The organism is Microbacterium sp. Root180 (assembly GCF_001428485.1).
Classification (GTDB): domain Bacteria; phylum Actinomycetota; class Actinomycetes; order Actinomycetales; family Microbacteriaceae; genus Microbacterium.
In genome coordinates this window covers 454,094-475,397 of the sequence record NZ_LMHS01000003.1, presented here as the reverse complement: position 1 = coordinate 475,397, position 21,304 = coordinate 454,094, and the positions used below count along the sequence as shown (strand labels likewise).

The window sequence follows — 21,304 nt, the reverse complement described above, 5'->3', positions numbered from 1 at the left end:
ACTCAGGTTGACGCTCGAGCATGTCCCACGCGGGGGTTAGGGTTATCCGGTGCCAGCGCCCGTCATCGATGCGAAGAACCTCGTCAAGTCCTACAAGGTCAAGGGGAAGCCCGACTTCCTGGCCGTCGACGGGCTGTCCTTCGAGGTCGCGCCGGGTGAGTCCTTCGGGCTTCTCGGCCCGAACGGCGCGGGCAAGTCGACGACCATGAAGATGATCGGCGCGGTGTCTACGCGCACCGCCGGCGACCTGTCGATCCTGGGGCTCGACCCCGATCGGTACGGCCCCGAGATCCGCTCGCGCCTGGGCGTCGTCCCGCAGCAGGACAACCTCGACGGCGAGCTCAACGCGCGCGAGAACCTCTACATCTACGGGCGCTATTTCGGGCTGCCCGGCAAGGTGTGCGCCGAGAAGGCCGACGAGCTCCTGGCCTTCGCCGCGCTCGAAGACAAGGCCAAGAGCAAGGTCGACGCGCTGTCCGGCGGCATGAAGCGCCGCCTCACGATCGCCCGTGGCCTCATCAACGACCCGCGCATCCTGCTGCTCGACGAGCCGACCACGGGCCTCGACCCGCAGGCCCGTCACGTGCTGTGGGACCGCCTCTTCCGCCTCAAGGAGCGCGGCACGACCCTCGTGCTCACGACGCACTACATGGACGAGGCCGAGCAGCTCTGCGACCGCCTGATCGTGGTCGACAAGGGCCGCATCATGGCGGAGGGAACCCCGGCGTCGCTCATCCGCGAGCACTCCAGTCGCGAGGTGCTCGAGGTGCGTTTCGGGTCGGACCGCAACGAGCAGGTCGCGTCGCAGCTGCAGGGGATCGGCGAACGGGTCGAGGTGCTCCCCGACCGCGTGCTCGTCTACGCGGGCGACGGCGAGGCCGCGCTCGAGCAGGTCGTGCAGCGGGGGCTGCACCCGGTGACGAGCCTCGTGCGGCGTTCGAGCCTCGAGGACGTCTTCCTGCGCCTGACGGGAAGGTCGCTGATCGAATGAGCGACGAGCAGTCCGGTGGAGCGGAGCGGATGCCGCGTCCCGCCGCCGTCGCCGACCTCACCCTCGACGAGCTCCGCGCCGAGGCCATGGAGTGGGGTCGCAAGCCGCGCGCGCTCGGGTCGTACTACGTCACCGAGCACATGGTGCGGGCGATGCGCGCGTACGGCTGGACGATCATCATCGGCGCGCTCGGGCAGCCGGTGCTGTACCTGCTCGGGCTGGCGGTCGGTCTCGCCGCGCTCATCGATGCGCCCATCGACGTGGGCGGTGAGCAGGTGCCGTATCTGGTGTTCGTCGCCCCGGCGCTGCTGATGACGTCGGCCGTCGCGGTGGCGTCGGAGGAGTTCACGTACCCCGTGATGGCCGGCTTCAAGTGGCGGCGGTACTTCTACGGCTTCAACGCCTCACCGCTGTCATCCGGTCAGATCGCGAACGGCGTCGTCGCGGGCGCCGGTGCGCGCATGGCCGTGACGGTGGTGCTGTACTTCGTGTTCGTCGTGCTCTTCTTCGCCTGGCTGCAGCCCGACGCGACGCGACTCGGCACCGCCTGGATGGCGCCGTTCATCGCGCTCCTGGGCGGCCTCGCGTTCGGCATTCCGCTCATGGCATACGCGGCATCCATCGAGGACGACAAGGGCCAGTTCGCGATGGTTCAGCGCTTCATCTTCATGCCGATGTTCCTCTTCTCCGGCACGTTCTACCCGCTGGCGACGCTCCCGCTCTGGCTGCAGTGGATCGGCTGGGTCTCGCCACTGTGGCACGCGACCGAGCTCGGCCGGGTGGTCACGTACGGGCAGCCCACCCCGCCGATCATGATCGTCGTGCACGTGCTCTACCTGCTCCTGCTGTCGATCGGCGGGCTCGTGGTCGCGCGCCGCCTGTTCGAACGGAGGCTGGCCAAGTGACCGCCGCGACGACCGAGACGCCGACACGGGTCGGCGGGGTGCGGGCGCTGTGGGCGGGCAACCCCCAGTCCGTGGTGCAGCGCGGCCTGATCGCCGCCCGCTCCTCGAGCTGGATCATCGTGTTCTCCGGGTTCTTCGAGCCGGTGTTCTACCTGCTCTCGATGGGCATCGGCCTCGGGTCCCTGATCGGCGACGTCCAGACGTCGACCGGCACCGAGGTGTCGTACGCGGCGTTCATCGCCCCGGCCCTCCTCGCCGTGTCGGCGATGAACGGCGCGATCTACGACTCGACCTGGAACGTCTTCTTCAAGCTCAACTACGGCAAGCTCTACGAGGGGATGCTGGCGACCTCGCTCGGACCGCTCGACGTGGCGCTGGGGGAGATCCTCTACGCGCTGCTGCGCGGCCTCCTCTACGCCACCGGATTCATGATCATCATGCAGGTGCTGGGCCTCAACCTCGCGTGGACGGCGATCCTGGCGATCCCGGCCGTGCTGCTCATCGCGTTCGGATTCGCGAGCCTGGGCATGGCCGTGACGAGCTACATGAAGACCTTCCAGCACATGGACTGGATCAACTTCGTGCTCCTGCCGATGTTCCTGTTCTCGGCGACGCTCTACCCGATCTCGGTGTACCCCGAGTGGATCCAGCACATCATCATGGCGTTCCCGCTCTGGCACGGGGTCGAGCTCGTCCGCGGACTCACCACCGGCGTCCTCTCGCCCGCGATGTGGTGGCACGTCCTGTACTTCGTGGTGATGATCGCGATCGGCCTGGTCTTCACGACCAAGCGCCTGCGGGCCCTCTTCCTCGACTGAGACAGAGCAGCGGATGCCTCCGCCCGTCGCCGGGGGAGGCATCCGCTCGTGTCGTGGTCGGCGTCAGCGCCAGAGCACCGCGATCGCGGCGTTCGCGAGGGTGAGCAGGCCGATGGACCAGAAGATCGGCGGCGGCACCTTGCCGGACTTGCGCTGGCGTCCGGCACCGATGCCGAGCAGTGCGCCGATGATGAGGAGGATCACGAGCTTCACGCCGATCTTGACGTAGTTCAGCTCGTAGTCGATGCCCCACGGCGCCGCGAGGATGAGGCCGGCCACGGCCGCGATCGCGAGGCCGACGTTCATGAGGCGCGTGATGCCGCGGTGGCCGTTGACGAGTTCGACGACCCAGGCTCCGAAGAGGATGGCGAACCCGACGAGGTGGAACAGCAGGACGAGGTGGCGAAGGAACTCCATGGTCGTGAGGCTAGGCCCGCCGGCGCGGATGCGCCAGCTAGGCGGACCTCACTCGCCGCGCAGCTCGCGCAGCACGAGCGCGGTGCGGATGGCCGCGTCGGCCGCCTCGTAGCCCTTGTCCTCCTGCGAGCCGGGCAGCCCCGCACGGGCGATGCCCTGCGCCTCGTCGTCGAGCGTCAGCACGCCGAAGCCCACCGGCTTGCCCGTGTCGAGCGCCACGCGGGTGAGGCCGTCGGTCGCCGCCGAGGACACGAACTCGAAGTGGGGCGTGCCGCCGCGGATGATGACACCGAGCGCCACCACGGCGTCGGCCCCCGCGTCGAGCGCCGTCTTGGCCGCGACCGGCAGCTCGAATGAGCCCGGCACGCGCACGAGACGCCACGTCGCGCTGGCCGCGTCGAGCGCGCGCTGCGAGCCGGCGATGAGGCCGTCAGAGATCTCGTCATGCCACATGCCCGCGATCACGACGACCTGAAGGCCGCTCGCATCGACCGGGGCTCCCGCCTCAGGGGCGCCCTTGCCGCTCAACGCTCCGCTCCTTCGTGCATCTGCGCGAGGGCATCGGCGAGGTCTTCCTCGTCGATGATGTGCCCCATGCGGTCGCGCTTGGTGGTGAGGTACTGGTGGTTGTTCGGACCGACACCCACGAGCAGCGGAACCTGCTCCACGATGTCGAGGCCGAACTCCCGCAGCTGGTTCACCTTGTCGGAGTTGTTCGTGAGCAGGCGCACCTTGTCGATGCCGAGGTCTGCGAGGATCCCCGCCGCGGCGGCGTAGTCGCGCGCGTCGGCCGGCAGCCCGAGTGCGAGGTTGGCGTCGACGGTGTCGAGGCCTCGCTCCTGCAGTGAGTAGGCGCGCAGCTTGTTGATCAGGCCGATGCCGCGACCCTCGTGGCCGCGCATGTAGATCACGACGCCGCCGTCCTGCTCGATGGCGTCGAGCGCTGCGTCGAGCTGCGGCCCGCACTCGCACTTGAGCGAGTCGAACGCCTCGCCCGTGAGGCACTCCGAGTGCACGCGCACCAGCGGGGCGTCGGAGATCTCCCCCGAGATGACGGCGAGGTGGTCGGTGCCGGTGACGCGATCCTTGTAGGCGAGGAAGCGGAATTCGCCGTGCGCCGTGGGCACGAGCGCCTCGGCCCGCAGGCTCACGCGTCGCTTGTGCGACGAGTGGACGGGGGTCTGCACCGGTTCATTCTCGTTCAGGTACGCGATCAGCTGCTCGATCGTGATGACCGGCACGTCGTCGCGCGCGCCCAGCTCGATGAGACCCGGGAGCCGCATCATGGAGCCGTCCTCCGCGACGACCTCGGCGATCGCGCCGACCGGATGCACTCCGGCGAGGCGCATGAGCTCGACGGCGGCCTCGGTGTGACCGCCGCGCTCGCGCACGCCGCCCTCCACGGCCCGCAGGGGGAGGATGTGTCCTGGCCGGATCACGCTCGTCGGCACCGAGTCCGGGTCGGCCAGCACGTTGAGCGTGTGCGCGCGGTCGGCCGCGCTGATGCCGGTCGACACCCGGTCCGCCGCGTCGACGCTCACGGTGTATGCGGTCGCACGCGCGTCCTGATTCACCTCGACCATGGGCGGCAGGTCGAGGCGGTCGGCCCACTCGGCCGGCATGGGCGCGCAGATGAAGCCGCTCGACCAGCGCACCGTCCAGGCGATCCATTCGGGTGTCGCGAGCTGGGCGGACAGCACGACATCGCCCTCGTTCTCGCGGTTCTCATCGTCGGCGACGATGACGGGCCGTCCGGCGCGGAGCGCGTCGAGAGCCTCGGGGATTGTGGAAAGGCTCATGCGGAGCCTCCTTCCGTCGGTGCGGCCGCAGCCGCGGAGAGTTCGGAGTTCGCGCCGGGCGCGAAAGACAGGAGCCGCTGCACGTGGCGGGCGAGGATGTCGGTCTCGAGGTTGACCCGCTCGCCGGCCTTGCGGGCTCCGAGCGTCGTCGCGGTGAGCGTCTCCGGGATCAGCGAGATCTCGAACCAGTGCACCCCGTCGGGGGGTGCGGCGGGGCTTGCGGCGCTGACGGTGAGCGAGACGCCGTCCACCGCGATCGAGCCCTTGTCGACGACGAGAGGTGCGAGCTCGGCGGGCAGCGCGATGCGCAGCACGCGCCACTGCGCGCCTGGACGCACCTCGAGCACCTCCCCGGTGCCGTCGATGTGGCCCTGCACGATGTGCCCGCCGAGGCGGCCGTGCGCGACGGTGGCGCGCTCGAGGTTGACGACGCGACCGGCCCCGACTCCGTGGAGCGTCGACATGTCGAGCGTCTGGAGCATGACGTCGGCGGTGAACCAGTCCGGCCCCTGGTCGACGACCGTGAGGCAGACGCCGCTGACGGAGATCGAGTCGCCGTGCGCGGCATCCGACACCGCCTTCGGGGCGCGCACGGTGAGCCGCACGCCGTCGCCCGAGGGTTCGACCGCGGTGACTTCGCCGATCTCCTCGACGATTCCGGTGAACATCAGCTTTCTCCTTCGGTGGCGGGTGCGGCGACGAGCAGAAGGTCGTCGCCGAGTCGCTCGACGTTCGTGAGCGTGAGGCGCACGGCCTCTCCGATCGTGGTCACGCCGACGTCGCGGAGCGCGAGCACGTCGCCCCCGAGCAGGGCGGGTGCGACGTAGACGAGGAACTCGTCCGCGGCGCCGTCGCGCACGAACGAGGCCGCGACCGCCGGTCCGCCCTCGACGAACACCCGGTGCACGCCGCGGCTGCGCAGGTCTGCGAGTGCGGTGCCGAGGTCGCCCGAGTACTGGACGAACGGGAGCGGATGCTGCCGCACGGCCGCGTCCGCCGGCACGTCCCGTTCGCCGAGGACGACGGGGAGAGGCTGTGTCGGGAAGAGGGTGCCGTCCTCGGTGCGGGCGGTGAGTGCAGGGTCGTCCGCGAGCAGTGTGCCGGTGCCCACGACGATCGCGTCGGCACGAGCTCGGCGCCGGTGCACGTCGGCGCGTGCCGCAGGTCCGGTGATCCACTGGCTCGTGCCGTCGGCGGCGGCGGCACGGCCGTCGAGGCTCTGCGCCCACTTGACGGTGACGTGCGGGCGACCGAGGCGCTGCACCGTCAGCCAGGAATCCAGCAGTTCGTGGGCCTCGTCGGCGAGGATGCCGGACTCGACGTCGACGCCGGCGTCACGCAGGCGCTCGCCGCCCCCGCTCGAGCCGGGATTCGGATCGTCGATGGCGTAGATCACGCGCGCGACCCCGGCCTCGAGGAGTGCCTCGGCGCAGGGCCCCGTGCGGCCGTGGTGGTTGCACGGCTCCAGCGTGACGACCGCGGTGGCCCCGCGCGCCGCGCCGGGCTCGAGCTGCGCGAGCGCCGCGACCTCGGCGTGTGGGGTGCCGGCACCGCGGTGCCAGCCTTCGGCGATGATCTTGCCGGCGGGGGAGAGGAGCACAGCGCCCACCTGGGGGTTGACCCCCCGCGGGCCGCGCAGCGCGAGCGCGAGCGCGCGACGCATCGCGTCGTGCTCAGCCGTCGTCGCCGCCATCCGTGTCCTCCGTGTCCACCTCGCGGTGTCCGGGGTACGGGAAGCCGGCGGCATACGCGATGCCGCTCGTGCTGCCTCCCATCCGGACTAGCGACGATCACTCGTCGCATCACCGTCGGTTCCGGATTTCCACCGGATCAGCCGTGGCGGCATCCGATCGGATGCTGATGCCGTGGCTCGCGGACTGTCACCGCCGGTTCGGATTCTCACCGACCCCGGAGCACGTTGATGCTCTCGAGTGTAGTCAACGCGGCATCCACCCATTCATTCCATGTCGGTGCATGAAACGGAGCGGATCAGTCGGCGAGGGCGCGGGCGACGGCCTCATCCACCACGAGGTCCGTCGCGAGGCCCGCGGCCAGGGCGCCGCGCAGGCTGTCCACCTTCGACACCCCCGAGACGACGCACAGCCGGCGGGCGACGCGGCGCAGCACGTCGAAGTGAGGCCCGGTCGCCCGCTCGTTGAGGGGGATCCGGTCGCTCGTGCCGTCGGCGCGGAAGAACACCGTCGCGACGTCGCCGACGACGCCCTCCGCCTCGAGCGCGGCGAGCTCCTGGGCCTCGAGGTAGCCCCCCGAGTAGACCTGGCTGGGCACACGGGACCCCGCGGATCCGGTGCTGAACACCACGAGGTCCATCGCCGCCTGCATCTCGAGGATGCGCCGCGTGCTGCGCTCCCGCCACATCGCGTGCTTGGTTCGCGGGTCGTCGAAGAACGCCGGGACGGGGAACTGCTGCGCGCTGCCGCCGTACGCTCCTGCGAAGCGGCTGAGGATCTCGCTGGCGTAGAGGAGGCCGGTGGTGTGCGTGTTCCCCGAGCCGTTGAGCTGGACGAACGTCGTGCCGTGCACGGGCTTGGGCACCAGACGCCGGCTCACCGCGGCCGTCGTCGATCCCCAAGCGACCCCGACCGTCATGTCGGCCTGGACGAGCTCGTTCAGCAGGTGCGCCGCGGCGACGGCCACGCGCTCGAGACGTTCGACCTCGCTCGCGTCGTCGGGCACCGGCACCACCTGCGCGGTCACGCCGAATCTCTCGGCGAGGTGCTCCTCGAGCAGCTGGGGGGCTCCGAACGGGGACCGGATGCGGATGTCGACGATCCCGCTGGCCCGCGCGTGGGTGAGCAGGCGCGACACGGTCGACCGCGAGGTCCGGAGCTCCTGCGCGATGGCCTCCATGGTGCGGTCCTGCACGTAGTACAGGTGCGCGGCCGTGAGCGCGCGCTGCACGGTGCGCGGGTCGGTGGCATCCTCCACACTCGCCATCCTTGCACATATGTGCAAACGGCGTGCAAGAACGGCCAGGGGTGCCATCATGGAGGCACCTGCACGCACGAGCACACAACGGGGGAGACGATGACCGGGGGCACCGCACGAGGATTCGACGCACTGGAGCAGCGCCCGTACGCGGACGTCCTCATCGTGGGCGGCGGCATCAACGGCCTGGCCACCTTCCGCGACCTCGCGATGCAGGGCGTCGACGTGGCGCTCGTCGAGCGCGACGACTTCATCAGCGGTGCATCCGCCGCCTCGTCGCACATGATCCACGGCGGCATCCGGTACCTCGAGAACGGCGAGTTCCGCCTCGTTCACGAGGCGGTCACCGAGCGCAACGGGCTGCTGCGGATCGCTCCGCACTACGTGCGTCCGCTGCAGACGACGATCCCGATCTTCTCGACCTTCTCGGGCGTTCTCAGCGCCCCACTGCGCTTCCTCCGCCACGGCGGCGGGAAGCACACCGAGCGCGGCGCCGCGCTCATCAAGATCGGCCTCGTCATCTACGACTCGTTCTCCCGCGGGGGCGGCCGTGTTCCGCGCCACACCTTCCGCGGCCGCAAGCGCTCCCTGCACGATCTCCCCGAGCTGAACCCCGGCGTGAAGTACACCGCGACGTACTGGGATGCCTCGCTCCACGACCCCGAGCGCCTCGCGATCGACGTGCTCCGCGACGGCCGCGCGGCCGGCGGCGACCAGGCTCGGGCAGCGAACTACACCGCCGCCGTGGGCACGCAGGAGGGCAAGGTCGTGGTGCGCGACCTCGTCACCGGTGCGGAGGTGCCGTTCGCGGCATCCGTCGTCATCAACGCCTCGGGACCCTGGACCGACCACACGAACTTCGCTCTCGGCGACCCGACGCGCTACATGGGCGGCACCAAGGGCTCGCACATCGTGCTCGACCACCCCGAACTGCTCGCCGCGACCGGCGGCCGGGAGCTCTTCTTCGAGAACGCCGACGGCCGCATCGTGCTCATCTACCCCCTGAAGGGCCGCGTGCTCGTGGGGACAACCGACCTCGAGCACGACATGCGCGACCCGATCGTGTGCACCGAGGCGGAGGTCGACTACTTCATCGACCTCATCGGGCAGGTGCTGCCGCGCATCACGGTGGACCGCGCGCAGATCGTGTACCGGTTCTCGGGCGTGCGGCCCCTCCCCGGACACGGCGATGTCGCCCCCGGCTTCGTCTCGCGCGACTACCGCGTCGAGTCCGCTCCACTCGTCGGCGGCGACACCACCGTGCTCACGCTCGTCGGAGGCAAGTGGACGACGTTCCGCGCATCGGCCGAGCACCTCGCCGATCGTGCGCTCGCGCTGATCGCCCGCCCACGCCGCCGCTCGACCAAGGGCGTCTCGATCGGCGGCGGCAAGGGGTTCCCGACGACGGAGCGCGCACGGCAGCAGTGGATCGCGGGCCACTCCGAGGGTCTGCCGGCCGCACGCGTGGCCACGCTCCTCGACCGCTACGGGACCGTGGCGACCGCGGTGATCGCCGCGATCGCAGCCGACCGCGACGACGTCGAGCTCGTGCACCTGCCGGGATACAGCACGGCAGAGCTGCGCCACCTCGCGGCGACCGAGGACGTCGTGCACCTCGCCGATCTTCTGCTGCGACGCACGAGCATCGCGTTCCTCGGCTCCGCCTCCGAGGCCGCGGTGGCCGAGATCGCGTCCGCGATCGCGCCCGTGCTCGACTGGGACGCCGACCGCGTCGCCGTCGAGGTCGAGCGGGGACTCGAAAGGGTGCACGCCGCCGATCCGACGTGGGCCGCGGCATCCGCCGGCTCGCGATAACCTGACCGCAGCCCGCGAGCGACGGCCCGCGGGTACCGTGCGGGCGGCGATGCCCGCGAGGAAGGAGCCGGCGTTGACCGATCACGTTCTGGCGATCGATCAGGGGACCACGTCGACCCGAGCGATCGTCTTCGACCCCGCCGGCGCGGTCGTGTCGGTCTCGCAGCGCGAGCACGAGCAGATCTTCCCGAAGGCGGGCTGGGTCGAGCACGACCCGGTCGAGATCTGGACGAACACGGAGTGGGTCATCGCCTCGTGCCTCTCGCGGGCCGGGGTCGCGGCATCCGACATCGCCGCCGTCGGCGTGACGAATCAGCGCGAGACCGCCGTGGTGTGGGACCGACGCACGGGGCGGCCGGTGCACAACGCGATCGTGTGGCAGGACACCCGCACCCAGCCGCGGATCGACGAGCTCGCCGGCGACGGGGGGACGAATCGGTTCGCCGAGTCGACCGGCCTTCCACTGGCCACGTACTTCTCGGCGTCGAAGGTCGCCTGGATCCTCGAGAACGTGCCGGGGGCGAGGGACGCCGCGGAAGCCGGCCATCTCGTGTTCGGCACCCCCGACACCTGGGTCATCTGGAACCTCACCGGCGGCGCCCGCGGCGGCATCCATGTCACCGATGTGACCAACGCCTCGCGCACCCTCCTGATGGACCTGCGCACGCTGGACTGGTCGGACGAGCTGCTCTCCGTGTGGGGCATCCCGCGGTCGATGATGCCCGAGATTCGGTCATCCTCCGAGGTCGTCGGCACGACGGCCCTCCCCGACGTCCTCCACGGGACGCCGATCGCCGGGATCCTGGGCGACCAGCAGGCGGCGACCTTCGGCCAGGCGGCGTTCGAAGCCGGTGAGTCCAAGAACACCTACGGAACCGGCAACTTCCTGCTCGTCAACACCGGCACCGACATCGTGCGCTCCGAGAGCGGACTCATCACGACGGTGGCGTACCGGTGCGGCGACGAGCCCGCGCGCTATGCCCTCGAGGGCTCGATCGCGGTCACCGGGTCGCTCGTGCAGTGGCTGCGCGACAACCTGGGGATCATCCAGCGCTCGGAGGACGTCGAGACGCTCGCCGCCACCGTCGACGACAACGGCGGCGCCTACTTCGTGCCGGCGTTCTCGGGCCTGTACGCGCCTTACTGGCGCCCGGATGCCCGCGGCGCGCTCGTCGGGATGACGCGCTACGTGAACAAGGCGCACATCGCGCGCGCGGCGCTCGAGTCCACGGCATTCCAGACTCGCGACGTCATCGAGGCGGTCGTCGCCGACACCGGCCGTGACCTCGACGAGCTGCGCGTCGACGGCGGCATGACGCGCAACGACACCCTCATGCAGTTCCAGGCCGACATCCTCGGCATCCCCGTCGTGCGGCCGAAAGTCGTCGAGACCACCGCGCTCGGCGCCGCCTACGCCGCGGGCCTCGCCACCGGGGTGTGGACCGGTCGCGACGCGCTCCGCGCGCACTGGCAGGAGGACGTGCGATTCGAGCCCCGCATGCCCGAGGACGAGCGCGAGCGCCGGTATCGGCTGTGGCAGAAGGCCGTGTCGAAATCCCTCGACTGGGTCGACGACGACGCCCGTATCCTCATGGGCACGACGGGGACGTAGCCCTACTTCAGCAGGCGGGACAGGCGCCTGTCGGCGAGGATCTTCCCGCCGGTCTGACACGTGGGGCAGTACTCGAGGGAGTTGTCGGCGAAGAACACGCTGCGCACCTCGTCGCCGCACACTGGGCAGGTCTGCCCCCGACGTCCGTGCACCTTCATGCCGCGCCGCTTGGCGTCTTTCAGTTCCGCCGGAGGCTTGCCGGATGCCTCGGCCACCGCCTCCGTCAGGGTGTCGGTCATCGCCTCGAACAGACGGTCGATGTCGGCATCGTCGAGCGTCGAGGCGAGGGCGTACGGCGACATCTTCGCCGCGTGCAGGATCTCATCGGAGTACGCGTTGCCGACCCCGGCGATCGTGGCCTGGTCTCGCAGGACACCCTTGATCTGCGTGCGACGTCCCGCCAGCAGGCCGGCGAGGGTGTCACGCGTGAAGGCGGGGTCGAGAGGATCCGGACCGAGCCGCGCGATGCCCGGAACATCGGCGGGGTCGCGGACGACGTAGACGGCGAGCGACTTCTTGGTGCCCGCCTCGGTCAGGTCGAATCCGGAGCCGTCGGACAGCGCGACGCGCAGGGCGATGGGCGTCTTGCCCGGTCGGATGACGGTGGTCGGCAGCTGCTCGTAGAACCGCAGCCATCCCGCCTTGGCGAGGTGGAACACGAGGTGCGGCTCGCCCGTCGGCCCGCTCGTGGCCAGGTCGACGAACTTCCCGTGGCGCGCGACGGCGTCGATGCGCGCACCCTTCAGAGCGTCGACGGGCGGGTCATAGGTCTTGAGCGCCGCGATGTTGGCGACCATGGTGCGCGTCACCTCGAGGCCGCTCACGCGGCCCCGCAGGAACTCGACCAGTCCCTGCACCTCGGGCATCTCGGGCATGCGGCCATCCTGCCACGCGGTGCGGACGCGAGGTCAGATCTCCAGGACCGGCCAGGGCTGCGGCATCCGCTCGTCGTCCTTGAGCACTGCGGCGATCCAGCCGTCGTCGCGGTGCTTCGTGTTCGCGAGAGCCTGGCGGAGCAGGCCCTCGTAGCGGAAGCCCAGGGCACTGGCGACGCGGGCGGACGCGACGTTGCCCACCACCGCGCGCCACTCGATGCGGGTGAGCGCCGGACCCTCGGCCGAGAAGCCCCAGTCGATGACCGCGTTCGCGGCCTCGCGCAGGCGACCGCCTCCCCGGGAGTCGGGCGCCATCCAGAAGCCGATCTCGCCGTTCCCGTCGCCGTCCATGCGGTAGAGGCCGATGGTGCCGATGAGCCGGTCGTGTTCCCGGATGCCCCACGTCACGTGGCGACCGTCCTCCCAGTCCTTCGGAATCCGCTCGACGAACTGCACGGCGTGTGCGCGCTCGTAGGGGAACGGGACCGGGGTGTACCGCTGGATGCCGGCATCCTGGCACGCCGCGAAGATGGCATCGACGTCCTCGATGCGCGGCAGGGCGAGCTCGAGTCGGGGCGTGCGCAGGACGACGGGCTGCATCGGGCCAGGCTATCCCGGCGTCGCTGCGGCCGGGTCGCCGGCTCGCGTCCCGTGCGTTCAGCGTGCACAACGACGGCGATCCGGACGAGATCGACACCGCCAGCCGCGTTTCGGGCGCATGCGGCACCGTCTTGCCGACTCTGTGTTCGCCTCCCTCCTGCGCCATCGGGGACGGGGATGGCAACGCGGGTGCCGCACGCAGGCCGCGTGCAGCGTGCACAACGTCGGCTACTTCGGCGGGTACGACGTATTCGCGGCCGGTCGAGGTCGCTACCGCCCCGTTGTGCCGACGTTGTGCTCGTCCTTCCTCCACAGGCGCGTTTGACGCGCGGTGCTCCACGACGTGCCGGATTGTCCCCTCGTCGGGCCGTGGACCGAACAGCGTGGCGGTGTGAACACGACCACGACAAGCGATCGCACAGGAATCCTCGACGCCGACCTCCTCACCTATTCGGAACTGCGCGTCTGGTTGCCGCGACGCCGGATCGCGCGCCTGCTCGACGGAGGCCAGCTGATCCGCGTCCGGAAGGGGTCGTACGTTCGCTCCGACAGCGCGCCGCAGCTAGTTGCCGCTGCGCGTTCGGGCGGTCGGCTCGACTGCATCTCGCTCCTGCGCCTGCTCGGCGTGTTCGTGCTCGAGCCGCACGTTGCCCATATCCAGATGGACAGGACCGCAACGCGCATCGCGGCGCGGACGGATGCCGTCGTGCGCCATTTCCGTGCTTCTGCCGTGCGGCCCCTCAGCCTCGCCGCGGATGTCGTGGAGGCGGCGGCGCAGGCCTGCCGGTGCCAGCCACCGCGTGCGGCGATCGCGACGCTGGACAGTGCCTGGCACACGGGCCTGCTGAACGACGAGGGGATCGCGGCGGTGTTCGGGCGCTTGCCGCGACGGTATCAGGCGCTGCGTCCGCTCCTTGATCGCCGCAGCGAATCCGGGCCGGAAACCCTCATGCGGCTGCTGGTGCGGAGTCTCGGACTCGCAGTGGACATCCAGGTGAGGATAGACGGTGTCGGGCGCGTCGACCTGGTCGTGGAGGGCTGGCTCATCATCGAGTGCGACAGTGAGGCCCACCACGCGGATTGGATCGCACGAAAGCGTGACGCCCGGCGCGATCTCGCAGCCGCAACGCGGGGCTACACGACCCTCCGGCCGATCGCGGAAGACATCATGCATCACCCGGAGGTCGTGCTGAACGCGGTGAGGGGCCTCGTCGCGGCGCGGCGCGGTGTGCACAGCGTCGGAAGTTCGCGCGCGACCGGACGGAAAGCCGACTGAGCCGTTCCTCTGATCGGCGGATGCCGACGTTGTGCACGATGCCGACCTCAGACCCGGCGGAGGAGGCCCACCTTGTCGTAGACGTCGGCCAGGGTGCGGTCGGCGACGGCATCGGCCTTGGCCGCGTTGGCCGCGAGGACGCGGTCGAGCTCGGCAGGGTCCGCGAGCAGGTCGAGCGCGCGCTGACGCACCGGACCGAACTCCTCGACGACGACCTCGGCGAGACCCTTCTTGAAGTCCCCGTAGCCGCGGCCGGCGTACTCGTCCTCGATCGCCGGGATCTGGCGGCCGGTGAGGGCGGCGTAGATCACGAGCAGGTTCGATACGCCCGGCTTCGCGTCGCGGTCATAGCGCACGCTGCCCTCGCTGTCGGTGACCGCGCGCATAATCTTCTTCGCGCTCGCCGCCGGGTCGTCGAGCAGCCACAGTACACCGGCATCCGACTCGGCCGACTTGGACATCTTCGCCACCGGATTCTGGAGGTCGAAGATGCGCGCCGTCTCCTTCTGGATGACGGGCATGGGAACGGTGAAGGTCGTGCCGTAGCGGCTGTTGAAGCGCTCGGCCAGGTCGCGCGTCAGCTCGACGTGCTGCTTCTGGTCGTCGCCGACGGGCACGATGTCGGTCTGGTAGAGCAGGATGTCGGCGGCCATGAGCACCGGGTAGGTGAAGAGGCCGACCGAGGTGACGTCGGTGCCGTACCGCGACGACTTGTCCTTGAACTGCGTCATCCGTCCGGCCTCGCCGAAGCCGGTGATGGTCGAGAGGATCCACGCCAGCTCGGCGTGCGCGCGCACGTGCGACTGCACGTAGAGCGTGGACTTCGAGGGCTCGATCCCCGCGGCGATGTACTGCGCGGCGGTGCGGCGCGTCTTCTCGCGGAGCTCGCCCGGGTCATTCGGCACCGTGAGGGCGTGCAGGTCGACGACCGAGAAGAATGCGTCGTATGACTCCTGCAGGTCGCGCCATTGCAGGAGCGCCCCGATGTAGTTGCCGATCTGCAGAGAGTCGGCGGAGGGCTGCATTCCGGAGTACAGGCGCGGTTTACTCACCCGACAATCCTAGGGCGGGCAGCGAACAGCGGATGCCGCGCCCGCCGACGCCGAGGTCAGTGGCCGATCGCGTAGTCGGCCACGACGGGGGAGTGGTCGCTCCAGCGGGTGTCCCACGACGGCGCACGGACGACCCGGTAGTTCGACACCCGCTCGGCGAGCGCCGCGGTGGCGAGGTGGTAGTCGATGCGCCAGCCGCTGTCGTTGTCGAACGCCCGGCCCCGCATGGACCACCAGGTGTACGGACCGTCGACCTCGCCGTGCGCGGCCCGGCCGACGTCGACCCAGCCGAGCCCCACTCCGCTCGATCCGTCGACACCCGCGACCTGCTCGCCGGCGCGGCCGAGGAAGCGATCGAAGTAGGCGCGTTCCCGGGGGAGGAAGCCCGCCTTCTTGACGTTCCCCTTCCAATTGCGGATATCGAGCTCGCGGTGGCCGACGTTGAGGTCGCCCATCACCACGGCGAGGGCAGAGGACTGCTGGAGCTGCGGCATCCGCTTCTCCATTGCGTCGAGGAAGGCCCACTTGGCGTCCTGCCGCGGGGTGTCGGCCTCACCGGTGTGGACGTAGGCGCTCACCACAGTGAGGCGCTCGCCGTCGATGTCGAGGTCGGCCTCGATCCAGCGACCGGCGGAGTCGAGCGGCTCGGGCCCGAGCACGCGGCGCACCTCGACGGCGGGCAGGCGGGTGGCGATCGCGACGCCGGCACGCCCCTTGGCGAGCGCCTCGTCGTTGACGAGCTCCCAGCCCGGGAGCGCGGTCTGCAGCTCTTCGAGAGTCGCACGCACCTCTTGCAGGGCCATGACGTCGACATCGGCCTCGTCGAGCCACTCGATCATGCCCTTGCGGGTGGCGGCGCGGATGCCGTTGACGTTGACGGAAGCGATGCGGACGCGGCGTGACACGCCCGTCAGCCTAGCCGGGGGCGCGGACACGCCGGCCCCGCTGTGCGGGCTCCGTCGCGCCGTCCTTCGGCGGCGGCGGCGGCGCGGTCGGTCAGCGGTCTCCGGTCCCGTCGGCCAGAACGGCGGACGACCCCTCGGCCGTGGCCGCGCCCGCGGCGACGTGCTTCGGCAGGCGTGTTCCCGGCACCGTCTTGGCGTGCGGATCCGGCGGCGCGACCTCCTGCACCTGGCGCAGCTCTTCCTCGGCGTCGTGCACGGCGCGATCGGCGAGGGGCACACGCCACCACCGCGCCTGCGCGCGGGCATCCTTCGCGGTGCGCAGGCGCACCTGCGCGGCGATGACGAGCGCCGCGTGCTCGGCGGCGAGGCGCTCGGCCTCGGTCTGCGGCAGCAGCACGACGTCGCGATCACGGGCGGCGACTGCGACCCAGGATGCCGAGGTGAGCAGGACGATCCCCATCAGCCGGAACCAGAGGAGCATGCCGATGAAGAAGGCGAACCCGGCCAGGAGCGGGTTGGACGGCGTGTAGCTGAGAAGCAGGCCTGCGCCGAGCTGCAGCACCGACAACCCCAGGCCGCCGATCATCGCGCCCGGCCAGATGCGGCGCCACGGCAGCTTGGTTCCCGTCAGGAACCGGAAGAGCCCCACGAGCGCCGCCGAGGTCACGGCGAATCCGACGAAGAGCGAGCCCACGCGCACCGTCGCGTCGACGAGCTCGCTCGCCTTTCCCCAGCCGAAGACGGAGAAGAGCCAGTCGACGGTCATGCTGCCGACCGAGCTCAGCGCCGCACCCAGGATGAGCGCCGCACCGAAGATGACGGCGGCGAGCAGGTCGCGGGCCTTGAGGAGGAAGTAGCTGCGGCGATCCGGCGGGATCGCGAACAGCTCGCGCACCGCGCGCCGGGTATAGGTCACCCAGTCGATGGCGGTCCAGATCAGGACACCGAGTGCGATGACGCTCGTCCATCCGAGCACCCCGGCGTTCTCCGAGGCGATGGCCTGCACCGCGGCCGGGGTGGCGAAGGCGCTGTCGTCGGAGATGAGGCCGGGGATGTAGCTGTTGATGAGATCGATCAGCCGTTCGACCGCCTCGGGGCTGCCGCCGAGCCACAGTCCCGCGATCGCGAACAGGAGGTAGATCGCGGCGAAGCACGCGAACAGCGCGACGTAGCTCACGCCCGCCGACAGCAGGAAGCCGTTCTCGACGAGGAAGTTCCGCCACACGCGCACCGGGAACCATTCCATCGTCGCCTGGGTGAGACGCGTGGCACGGCTGATGGGGGCGTCGAAGCGCTGACGCAGGCTGTGCTCGGTCTGCTCCCACCGCTCGCGCAGCGACTCCTCCTCGCGCTGCGCGGCGTCGGCCGCCGCGCGGGCGTCCGGCGGGGGCGTCTGGGTCACGGTGTCAGATTAGCGACTGCTCGGGTCGTCCGACGTCGCGGGGGCGACGCCGGCGACCGCGCGCGTGGGCATGGCGCGAAAGCGTGGGACCGCGAACAGGATCGCGGCCAGCGCGACGGCGGGCAGCAGGAAGGCGATGCCGAGGCCTGGTCCCTCCGCGAGCAGGCCGACGACGACAGCGCCGAGGATCGCGCCGGCGTAGTTGAAGAGGTTCACGCGGGCGATGACCTGGTCGCTGTGCTCCGGCGCGAGCTCTCCGGCAGCGCCGAAGGTCACCGGGATGAGCACGCCGGCGCTGACGCCCGCGAGCGCGAACCCGATGATCGCGGCGACCGGGAAGGGGAGGAGGGCGATGATCACGCAGCCGACGGCGGAGACGGATGCTGCGATCGCGACGAGCCGCCCGCGACCGAGTCTCGGCACCAGGCGATCGGTCGCGAGGCGCGTCAGGAGCACGACGGCCTGATACACGGCGTATCCGAGCGGTGCGATCCAGGCCAGCGCCGCGAGGTCGTCCTGCAGGTAGACCGTGCTCCACGTGCTCACCGCGGAGTCGGCGACGAACACGGCGAGGATGACGAGCCCGAACGCCCAGATGCCCGCGCGCGGGAGCTTCGCGCGCTCTGCCTTCGGCAGCACCTCGTCGATGGGCACCTCCCGCGCGAAGAACCTCACTCCGGCCAGGGCGGCCGCCAGTGCGATGACGGCGGCGCACGTCAGCGCGACACCCGCGCCGACCGCGGAGAGCGCGACCCCCGACACGAGCAGGGCTCCGGCGATGGCCGCGGCCGTCGCGGCGGCGAAGAAGCCGCCCAGGAGGTGACGCCCGTAGGCCCGCTGCACGGCGACGCCCTGCATGGCCGCTGCCGCGTCGACGCAGCCGAGGCCGATGCCGAACACGGCGAAGGCGCCGGCGAACACGGGGAACTCCGTCGGCAGTGCGATGACCGGAAGCGCGATCGCCTGCACGATGAGGCCGAGCGCCAGCGCCGTCCTGCTGCCCCACCGCACCGCCACGGCATTCGCGATCACCGAGCCGAGCGCCGCGGTCAGGGCCACGCCGAGCACGAGGATCGTGACGACGTCGTCACCGACCTCCTGGCGCGCCTTGAGGGCGGGCAGGGACGTCACGATGACGGCGTAGCCCAGACCCTGGGCCGCGTAGGCGGCCGTCACCGCGATGCGTGCGGAGCGGAGGGTTCGGGGAAGGGACGGGGCGAGGGGCGCGTCGTCGCGCTGCGACTGTGTCACGCAGGGAAGCTTAGGGCCGTCCGCGCAGAACCGCCTGCTTGACCTCTGCGATCGCCTTGGTCACCTCGATGCCGCGTGGGCAGGCCTCGGTGCAGTTGAAGGTCGTGCGGCAGCGCCACACGCCCTCCTTGTCGTTGAGGATGTCCAGGCGCACGTCGCCCGCGTCATCGCGCGAGTCGAAGATGAAACGGTGCGCGTTCACGATCGCGGCCGGGCCGAAGTACTGCCCATCGGTCCAGAAGACCGGGCAGGACGACGTGCACGCGGCGCACAGGATGCACTTCGTGGTGTCGTCGAAGACCTCGCGGTCGACGATCGACTGGATGCGCTCCTTGCCTGCCTCGGGCTTCGAATTCGCGATGAGGAACGGCTGCACCTCGCGGTAGGAGGCGAAGAACGGCTCCATGTCGACGACGAGGTCCTTCTCGAGCGGAAGGCCCTTGATCGCCTCGACGTAGATCGGCTGCGAGATGTCGAGGTCCTTGATCAGCGTCTTGCAGGCCAGCCGGTTGCGGCCGTTGATGCGCATCGCATCCGAACCGCAGATGCCGTGGGCGCACGAGCGCCGGAACGTCAGCGAGCCGTCGACCTCCCACTTGATCTTGTGGAGCGCGTCGAGCACGCGGTCGGTGGAGTACAGCTCCACGTCGTAGTCGACCCAGCGCGGCTCCTCGTCGACCTCCGGATCGAACCGGCGGATGATGAAGGTCACCAGGAACGACTGGATGCCGGTGTCGGCCGGGGTCTGGACCTCGGTGGTCGCGTCCGAGGGCGCGTCGACTGCGACGAGGCTCGCCATCAGTACTTCCTCTCCATCGGCGGGTAGTTCAACTCGCCCTTGTCGTTCTTGGTGAAGACGACCGGCTTCCAGCCCAGGCGGATGTGGTCCTCGGCGTGCGAGGATCCCGCGTCGCCCGACAGGTACGCCATCGTGTGCTGCATGTAGTTCTCGTCGTCGCGCTGCGGGAAGTCGTCGCGCATGTGACCGCCGCGGCTCTCCTTGCGGTTCTTCGCCGTGACGACGACGACCTCGGCGATGTCGAGCAGGAAGCCCAGTTCGACGGCCTCGAGCAGGTCGGTGTTGAAGCGCTTGCCCTTGTCGTCGACATGGATGTTCTTGAAGCGCTCGCGCAGCTCCTCGATCACGTCGAGCACCTCGCCGAGGGACTCATCGGTGCGGAACACCTGGGCCTTGCGGTCCATCTCGTCCTGCAGCCGCTTGCGCAGCACGGCGATGCGCTCGGTGCCCTGGTTGTTCCGCAGCCCCTCGATGAGCCCGCGCACCTCGGCGGCGGGGTCGTCGGGGAGCGCCACGAACTCGGCGGTCTTGACGTACTCGACGGCGTTACGGCCGGCGCGCTTGCCGAACACGTTGATGTCGAGGAGCGAGTTGGTGCCCAGGCGGTTCGAGCCGTGCACCGACACGCAGGCGCACTCGCCGGCGGCGTAGAGGCCGGGGACGACGGTGGTGTTGTCCGCGAGCACCTGGGCGTCGTTGTTGGTCGGGATGCCGCCCATCGCGTAGTGCGCGGTCGGCATGACCGGCACCGGCTCGACCACAGGGTCGACGCCCAGGTAGGTGCGGGCGAACTCCGTGATGTCGGGCAGCTTCGTCTCGAGCACTTCGGCGCCGAGGTGGGTGCAGTCCAGGAGCACGTAGTCGCGGTGCGGGCCCGCGCCGCGGCCCTCGGCCACCTCCTGGACCATGCAGCGGCTGACGATGTCGCGCGGTGCGAGGTCCTTGATCGTGGGCGCATAGCGCTCCATGAAGCGCTCGCCGGACACGTTGCGCAGAATCGCGCCCTCACCGCGCGCACCTTCGGTGAGCAGGATGCCGAGGCCGGCCAGGCCGGTCGGATGGAACTGGAAGAACTCCATGTCCTCCAGCGGCAGACCCTTGCGCCAGATGATGCCGACGCCGTCACCGGTGAGGGTGTGCGCGTTGGAGGTCGTCTTGAAGATCTTTCCGAAGCCGCCCGTCGCGAAGATCACGGCCTTCGACTGGAAGACGTGGAGATCTCCCGTGGCCAGCTCGTAGGCGACCACGCCCGCGATCTCGGTCTTGCCCGCAGCATCCTTCACCGTGATCAGGTCGAGCACGTAGAACTCGTTGAAGAAGTTGATGCCCAGCTTGACGCAGTTCTGGAACAGCGTCTGGAGGATCATGTGGCCGGTGCGGTCGGCGGCGTAGCAGGCGCGGCGCACGGGGGTCTTGCCGTGATCGGCGGTGTGCCCGCCGAAGCGGCGCTGGTCGATCTTGCCCTCGGGCGTGCGGTTGAAGGGCAGGCCCATGTTCTCGAGGTCGATGACCGCGTCGATCGCCTCTTTCGCGAGGATCTCGGCCGCGTCCTGGTCGACGAGGTAGTCGCCGCCCTTGACGGTGTCGAAGGTGTGCCACTCCCAGGAGTCCTCTTCGACGTTCGCGAGCGCCGCGGCCATGCCGCCCTGCGCGGCGCCCGTATGGGACCGCGTGGGGTAGAGCTTCGAGATCACCGCCGTCTTGGCGCCGGGACCGGCCTCGATCGCCGCCCGCATGCCGGCGCCGCCGGCGCCCACGATGACGATGTCGAACTGGTGGTAGTGGACGCCGTCCTTGACGTAGGAGTCCGCGGTCTGAGTGGTCACTCTGTGATGCCT

20 protein-coding genes are annotated in these 21,304 nt (G+C 70.1%); 6 read left to right on the top strand and 14 right to left on the bottom strand.

The window, feature by feature from the left end; all coding sequences use genetic code 11:
• Window positions 1-49: 49 nt before the first annotated feature.
• Genes ASD93_RS09650 through ASD93_RS09640 form a run of 3 tightly spaced genes read left to right on the top strand, consistent with a single transcriptional unit; the run spans window position 50 to window position 2,714 of the window.
• Window positions 50-991, top strand: a complete 942-nt coding sequence (locus ASD93_RS09650) for an ABC transporter ATP-binding protein (RefSeq protein ID WP_056121728.1) — start codon at window positions 50-52, stop codon at window positions 989-991.
• On the top strand, window positions 988-1,896 hold the full coding sequence (locus ASD93_RS09645; protein WP_414843701.1) for an ABC transporter permease: 909 nt from the start codon (window positions 988-990) through the stop codon (window positions 1,894-1,896). Before ASD93_RS09650 ends, ASD93_RS09645 begins: the two co-directional genes overlap by 4 nt.
• Window positions 1,893-2,714, top strand: a complete 822-nt coding sequence (locus ASD93_RS09640) for an ABC transporter permease (RefSeq protein ID WP_056121724.1) — start codon at window positions 1,893-1,895, stop codon at window positions 2,712-2,714. The genes ASD93_RS09645 and ASD93_RS09640 overlap by 4 nt, the downstream gene beginning before the upstream one ends.
• Before the next feature lie 63 nt (window positions 2,715-2,777).
• On the opposite strand, the gene ASD93_RS09635 is transcribed toward ASD93_RS09640, so the two are convergent.
• The 6 genes from ASD93_RS09635 to ASD93_RS09610 form a co-directional block, all read right to left on the bottom strand.
• Window positions 2,778-3,131, bottom strand: coding sequence for a hypothetical protein (locus ASD93_RS09635; protein ID WP_056121722.1), 354 nt, complete (start codon window positions 3,129-3,131; stop codon window positions 2,778-2,780).
• Between the two features lie 48 nt (window positions 3,132-3,179).
• A complete protein-coding gene (gene ribH, locus ASD93_RS09630; protein ID WP_056121720.1) occupies window positions 3,180-3,659 on the bottom strand; it encodes a 6,7-dimethyl-8-ribityllumazine synthase in 480 nt (159 codons plus the stop codon).
• On the bottom strand, window positions 3,656-4,930 hold the full coding sequence (locus ASD93_RS09625; RefSeq protein WP_056121718.1) for a bifunctional 3,4-dihydroxy-2-butanone-4-phosphate synthase/GTP cyclohydrolase II: 1,275 nt from the start codon (window positions 4,928-4,930) through the stop codon (window positions 3,656-3,658). Before ASD93_RS09625 ends, ribH begins: the two co-directional genes overlap by 4 nt.
• Window positions 4,927-5,598, bottom strand: a complete 672-nt coding sequence (locus ASD93_RS09620) for a riboflavin synthase (protein ID WP_056121716.1) — start codon at window positions 5,596-5,598, stop codon at window positions 4,927-4,929. Before ASD93_RS09620 ends, ASD93_RS09625 begins: the two co-directional genes overlap by 4 nt.
• Window positions 5,598-6,623: a bifunctional diaminohydroxyphosphoribosylaminopyrimidine deaminase/5-amino-6-(5-phosphoribosylamino)uracil reductase RibD gene (ribD, locus tag ASD93_RS09615; protein ID WP_056121714.1), complete on the bottom strand. Its 1,026-nt coding sequence runs from the start codon at window positions 6,621-6,623 to the stop codon at window positions 5,598-5,600. The genes ASD93_RS09620 and ribD overlap by 1 nt, the downstream gene beginning before the upstream one ends.
• A gap of 296 nt (window positions 6,624-6,919) precedes the next feature.
• A complete protein-coding gene (locus ASD93_RS09610) occupies window positions 6,920-7,801 on the bottom strand; it encodes a sugar-binding transcriptional regulator (RefSeq protein ID WP_414843712.1) in 882 nt (293 codons plus the stop codon).
• Window positions 7,802-7,978: 177 nt separating this feature from the next.
• Between ASD93_RS09610 and ASD93_RS09605 the strand changes: the two genes are divergently transcribed.
• Window positions 7,979-9,694: a glycerol-3-phosphate dehydrogenase/oxidase gene (locus ASD93_RS09605; protein ID WP_056121711.1), complete on the top strand. Its 1,716-nt coding sequence runs from the start codon at window positions 7,979-7,981 to the stop codon at window positions 9,692-9,694.
• Between the two features lie 73 nt (window positions 9,695-9,767).
• Window positions 9,768-11,306: a glycerol kinase GlpK gene (gene glpK / locus ASD93_RS09600; protein ID WP_056121708.1), complete on the top strand. Its 1,539-nt coding sequence runs from the start codon at window positions 9,768-9,770 to the stop codon at window positions 11,304-11,306.
• 2 nt (window positions 11,307-11,308) lie between these two features.
• Here the strand turns inward: glpK and ASD93_RS09595 are convergent, their stop codons facing one another.
• Together ASD93_RS09595 and ASD93_RS09590 are read right to left on the bottom strand one after the other, a co-directional pair.
• Window positions 11,309-12,181: an Fpg/Nei family DNA glycosylase gene (locus tag ASD93_RS09595; protein ID WP_056121706.1), complete on the bottom strand. Its 873-nt coding sequence runs from the start codon at window positions 12,179-12,181 to the stop codon at window positions 11,309-11,311.
• Between the two features lie 33 nt (window positions 12,182-12,214).
• Window positions 12,215-12,781 (bottom strand): GNAT family N-acetyltransferase, encoded by a 567-nt coding sequence (locus tag ASD93_RS09590; protein WP_056121705.1) that lies wholly within the window; start codon window positions 12,779-12,781, stop codon window positions 12,215-12,217.
• Window positions 12,782-13,112: 331 nt separating this feature from the next.
• Here ASD93_RS09590 and ASD93_RS09585 point away from each other — a divergent pair, with 331 nt between their 5' ends.
• On the top strand, window positions 13,113-14,057 hold the full coding sequence (locus ASD93_RS09585; protein ID WP_235566927.1) for an endonuclease domain-containing protein: 945 nt from the start codon (window positions 13,113-13,115) through the stop codon (window positions 14,055-14,057).
• 47 nt (window positions 14,058-14,104) lie between these two features.
• Here the strand turns inward: ASD93_RS09585 and trpS are convergent, their stop codons facing one another.
• From trpS to sdhA, 6 genes are all read right to left on the bottom strand, one after another.
• Window positions 14,105-15,109: a tryptophan--tRNA ligase gene (trpS, locus tag ASD93_RS09580; protein ID WP_082569267.1), complete on the bottom strand. Its 1,005-nt coding sequence runs from the start codon at window positions 15,107-15,109 to the stop codon at window positions 14,105-14,107.
• A gap of 56 nt (window positions 15,110-15,165) precedes the next feature.
• Window positions 15,166-16,014 carry an exodeoxyribonuclease III gene (locus ASD93_RS09575; RefSeq protein WP_157536921.1) on the bottom strand — a complete coding sequence of 283 codons (849 nt, stop codon included), beginning with the start codon at window positions 16,012-16,014 and terminating at the stop codon, window positions 15,166-15,168.
• 91 nt (window positions 16,015-16,105) lie between these two features.
• Window positions 16,106-17,416: a YihY/virulence factor BrkB family protein gene (locus ASD93_RS09570; RefSeq protein WP_082569266.1), complete on the bottom strand. Its 1,311-nt coding sequence runs from the start codon at window positions 17,414-17,416 to the stop codon at window positions 16,106-16,108.
• A gap of 9 nt (window positions 17,417-17,425) precedes the next feature.
• Window positions 17,426-18,667, bottom strand: coding sequence for an MFS transporter (locus tag ASD93_RS09565; RefSeq protein WP_082569265.1), 1,242 nt, complete (start codon window positions 18,665-18,667; stop codon window positions 17,426-17,428).
• 10 nt (window positions 18,668-18,677) lie between these two features.
• The gene (locus ASD93_RS09560) at window positions 18,678-19,466 is read right to left on the bottom strand and encodes a succinate dehydrogenase iron-sulfur subunit (protein WP_235566926.1); all 789 of its coding nucleotides are present in this window, start codon (window positions 19,464-19,466) and stop codon (window positions 18,678-18,680) included.
• Entirely contained in the window at window positions 19,466-21,292 is a 1,827-nt protein-coding gene (gene sdhA, locus ASD93_RS09555; protein ID WP_056121697.1) for a succinate dehydrogenase flavoprotein subunit, read from the bottom strand. The genes ASD93_RS09560 and sdhA overlap by 1 nt, the downstream gene beginning before the upstream one ends.
• Window positions 21,293-21,304: the final 12 nt, after the last annotated feature.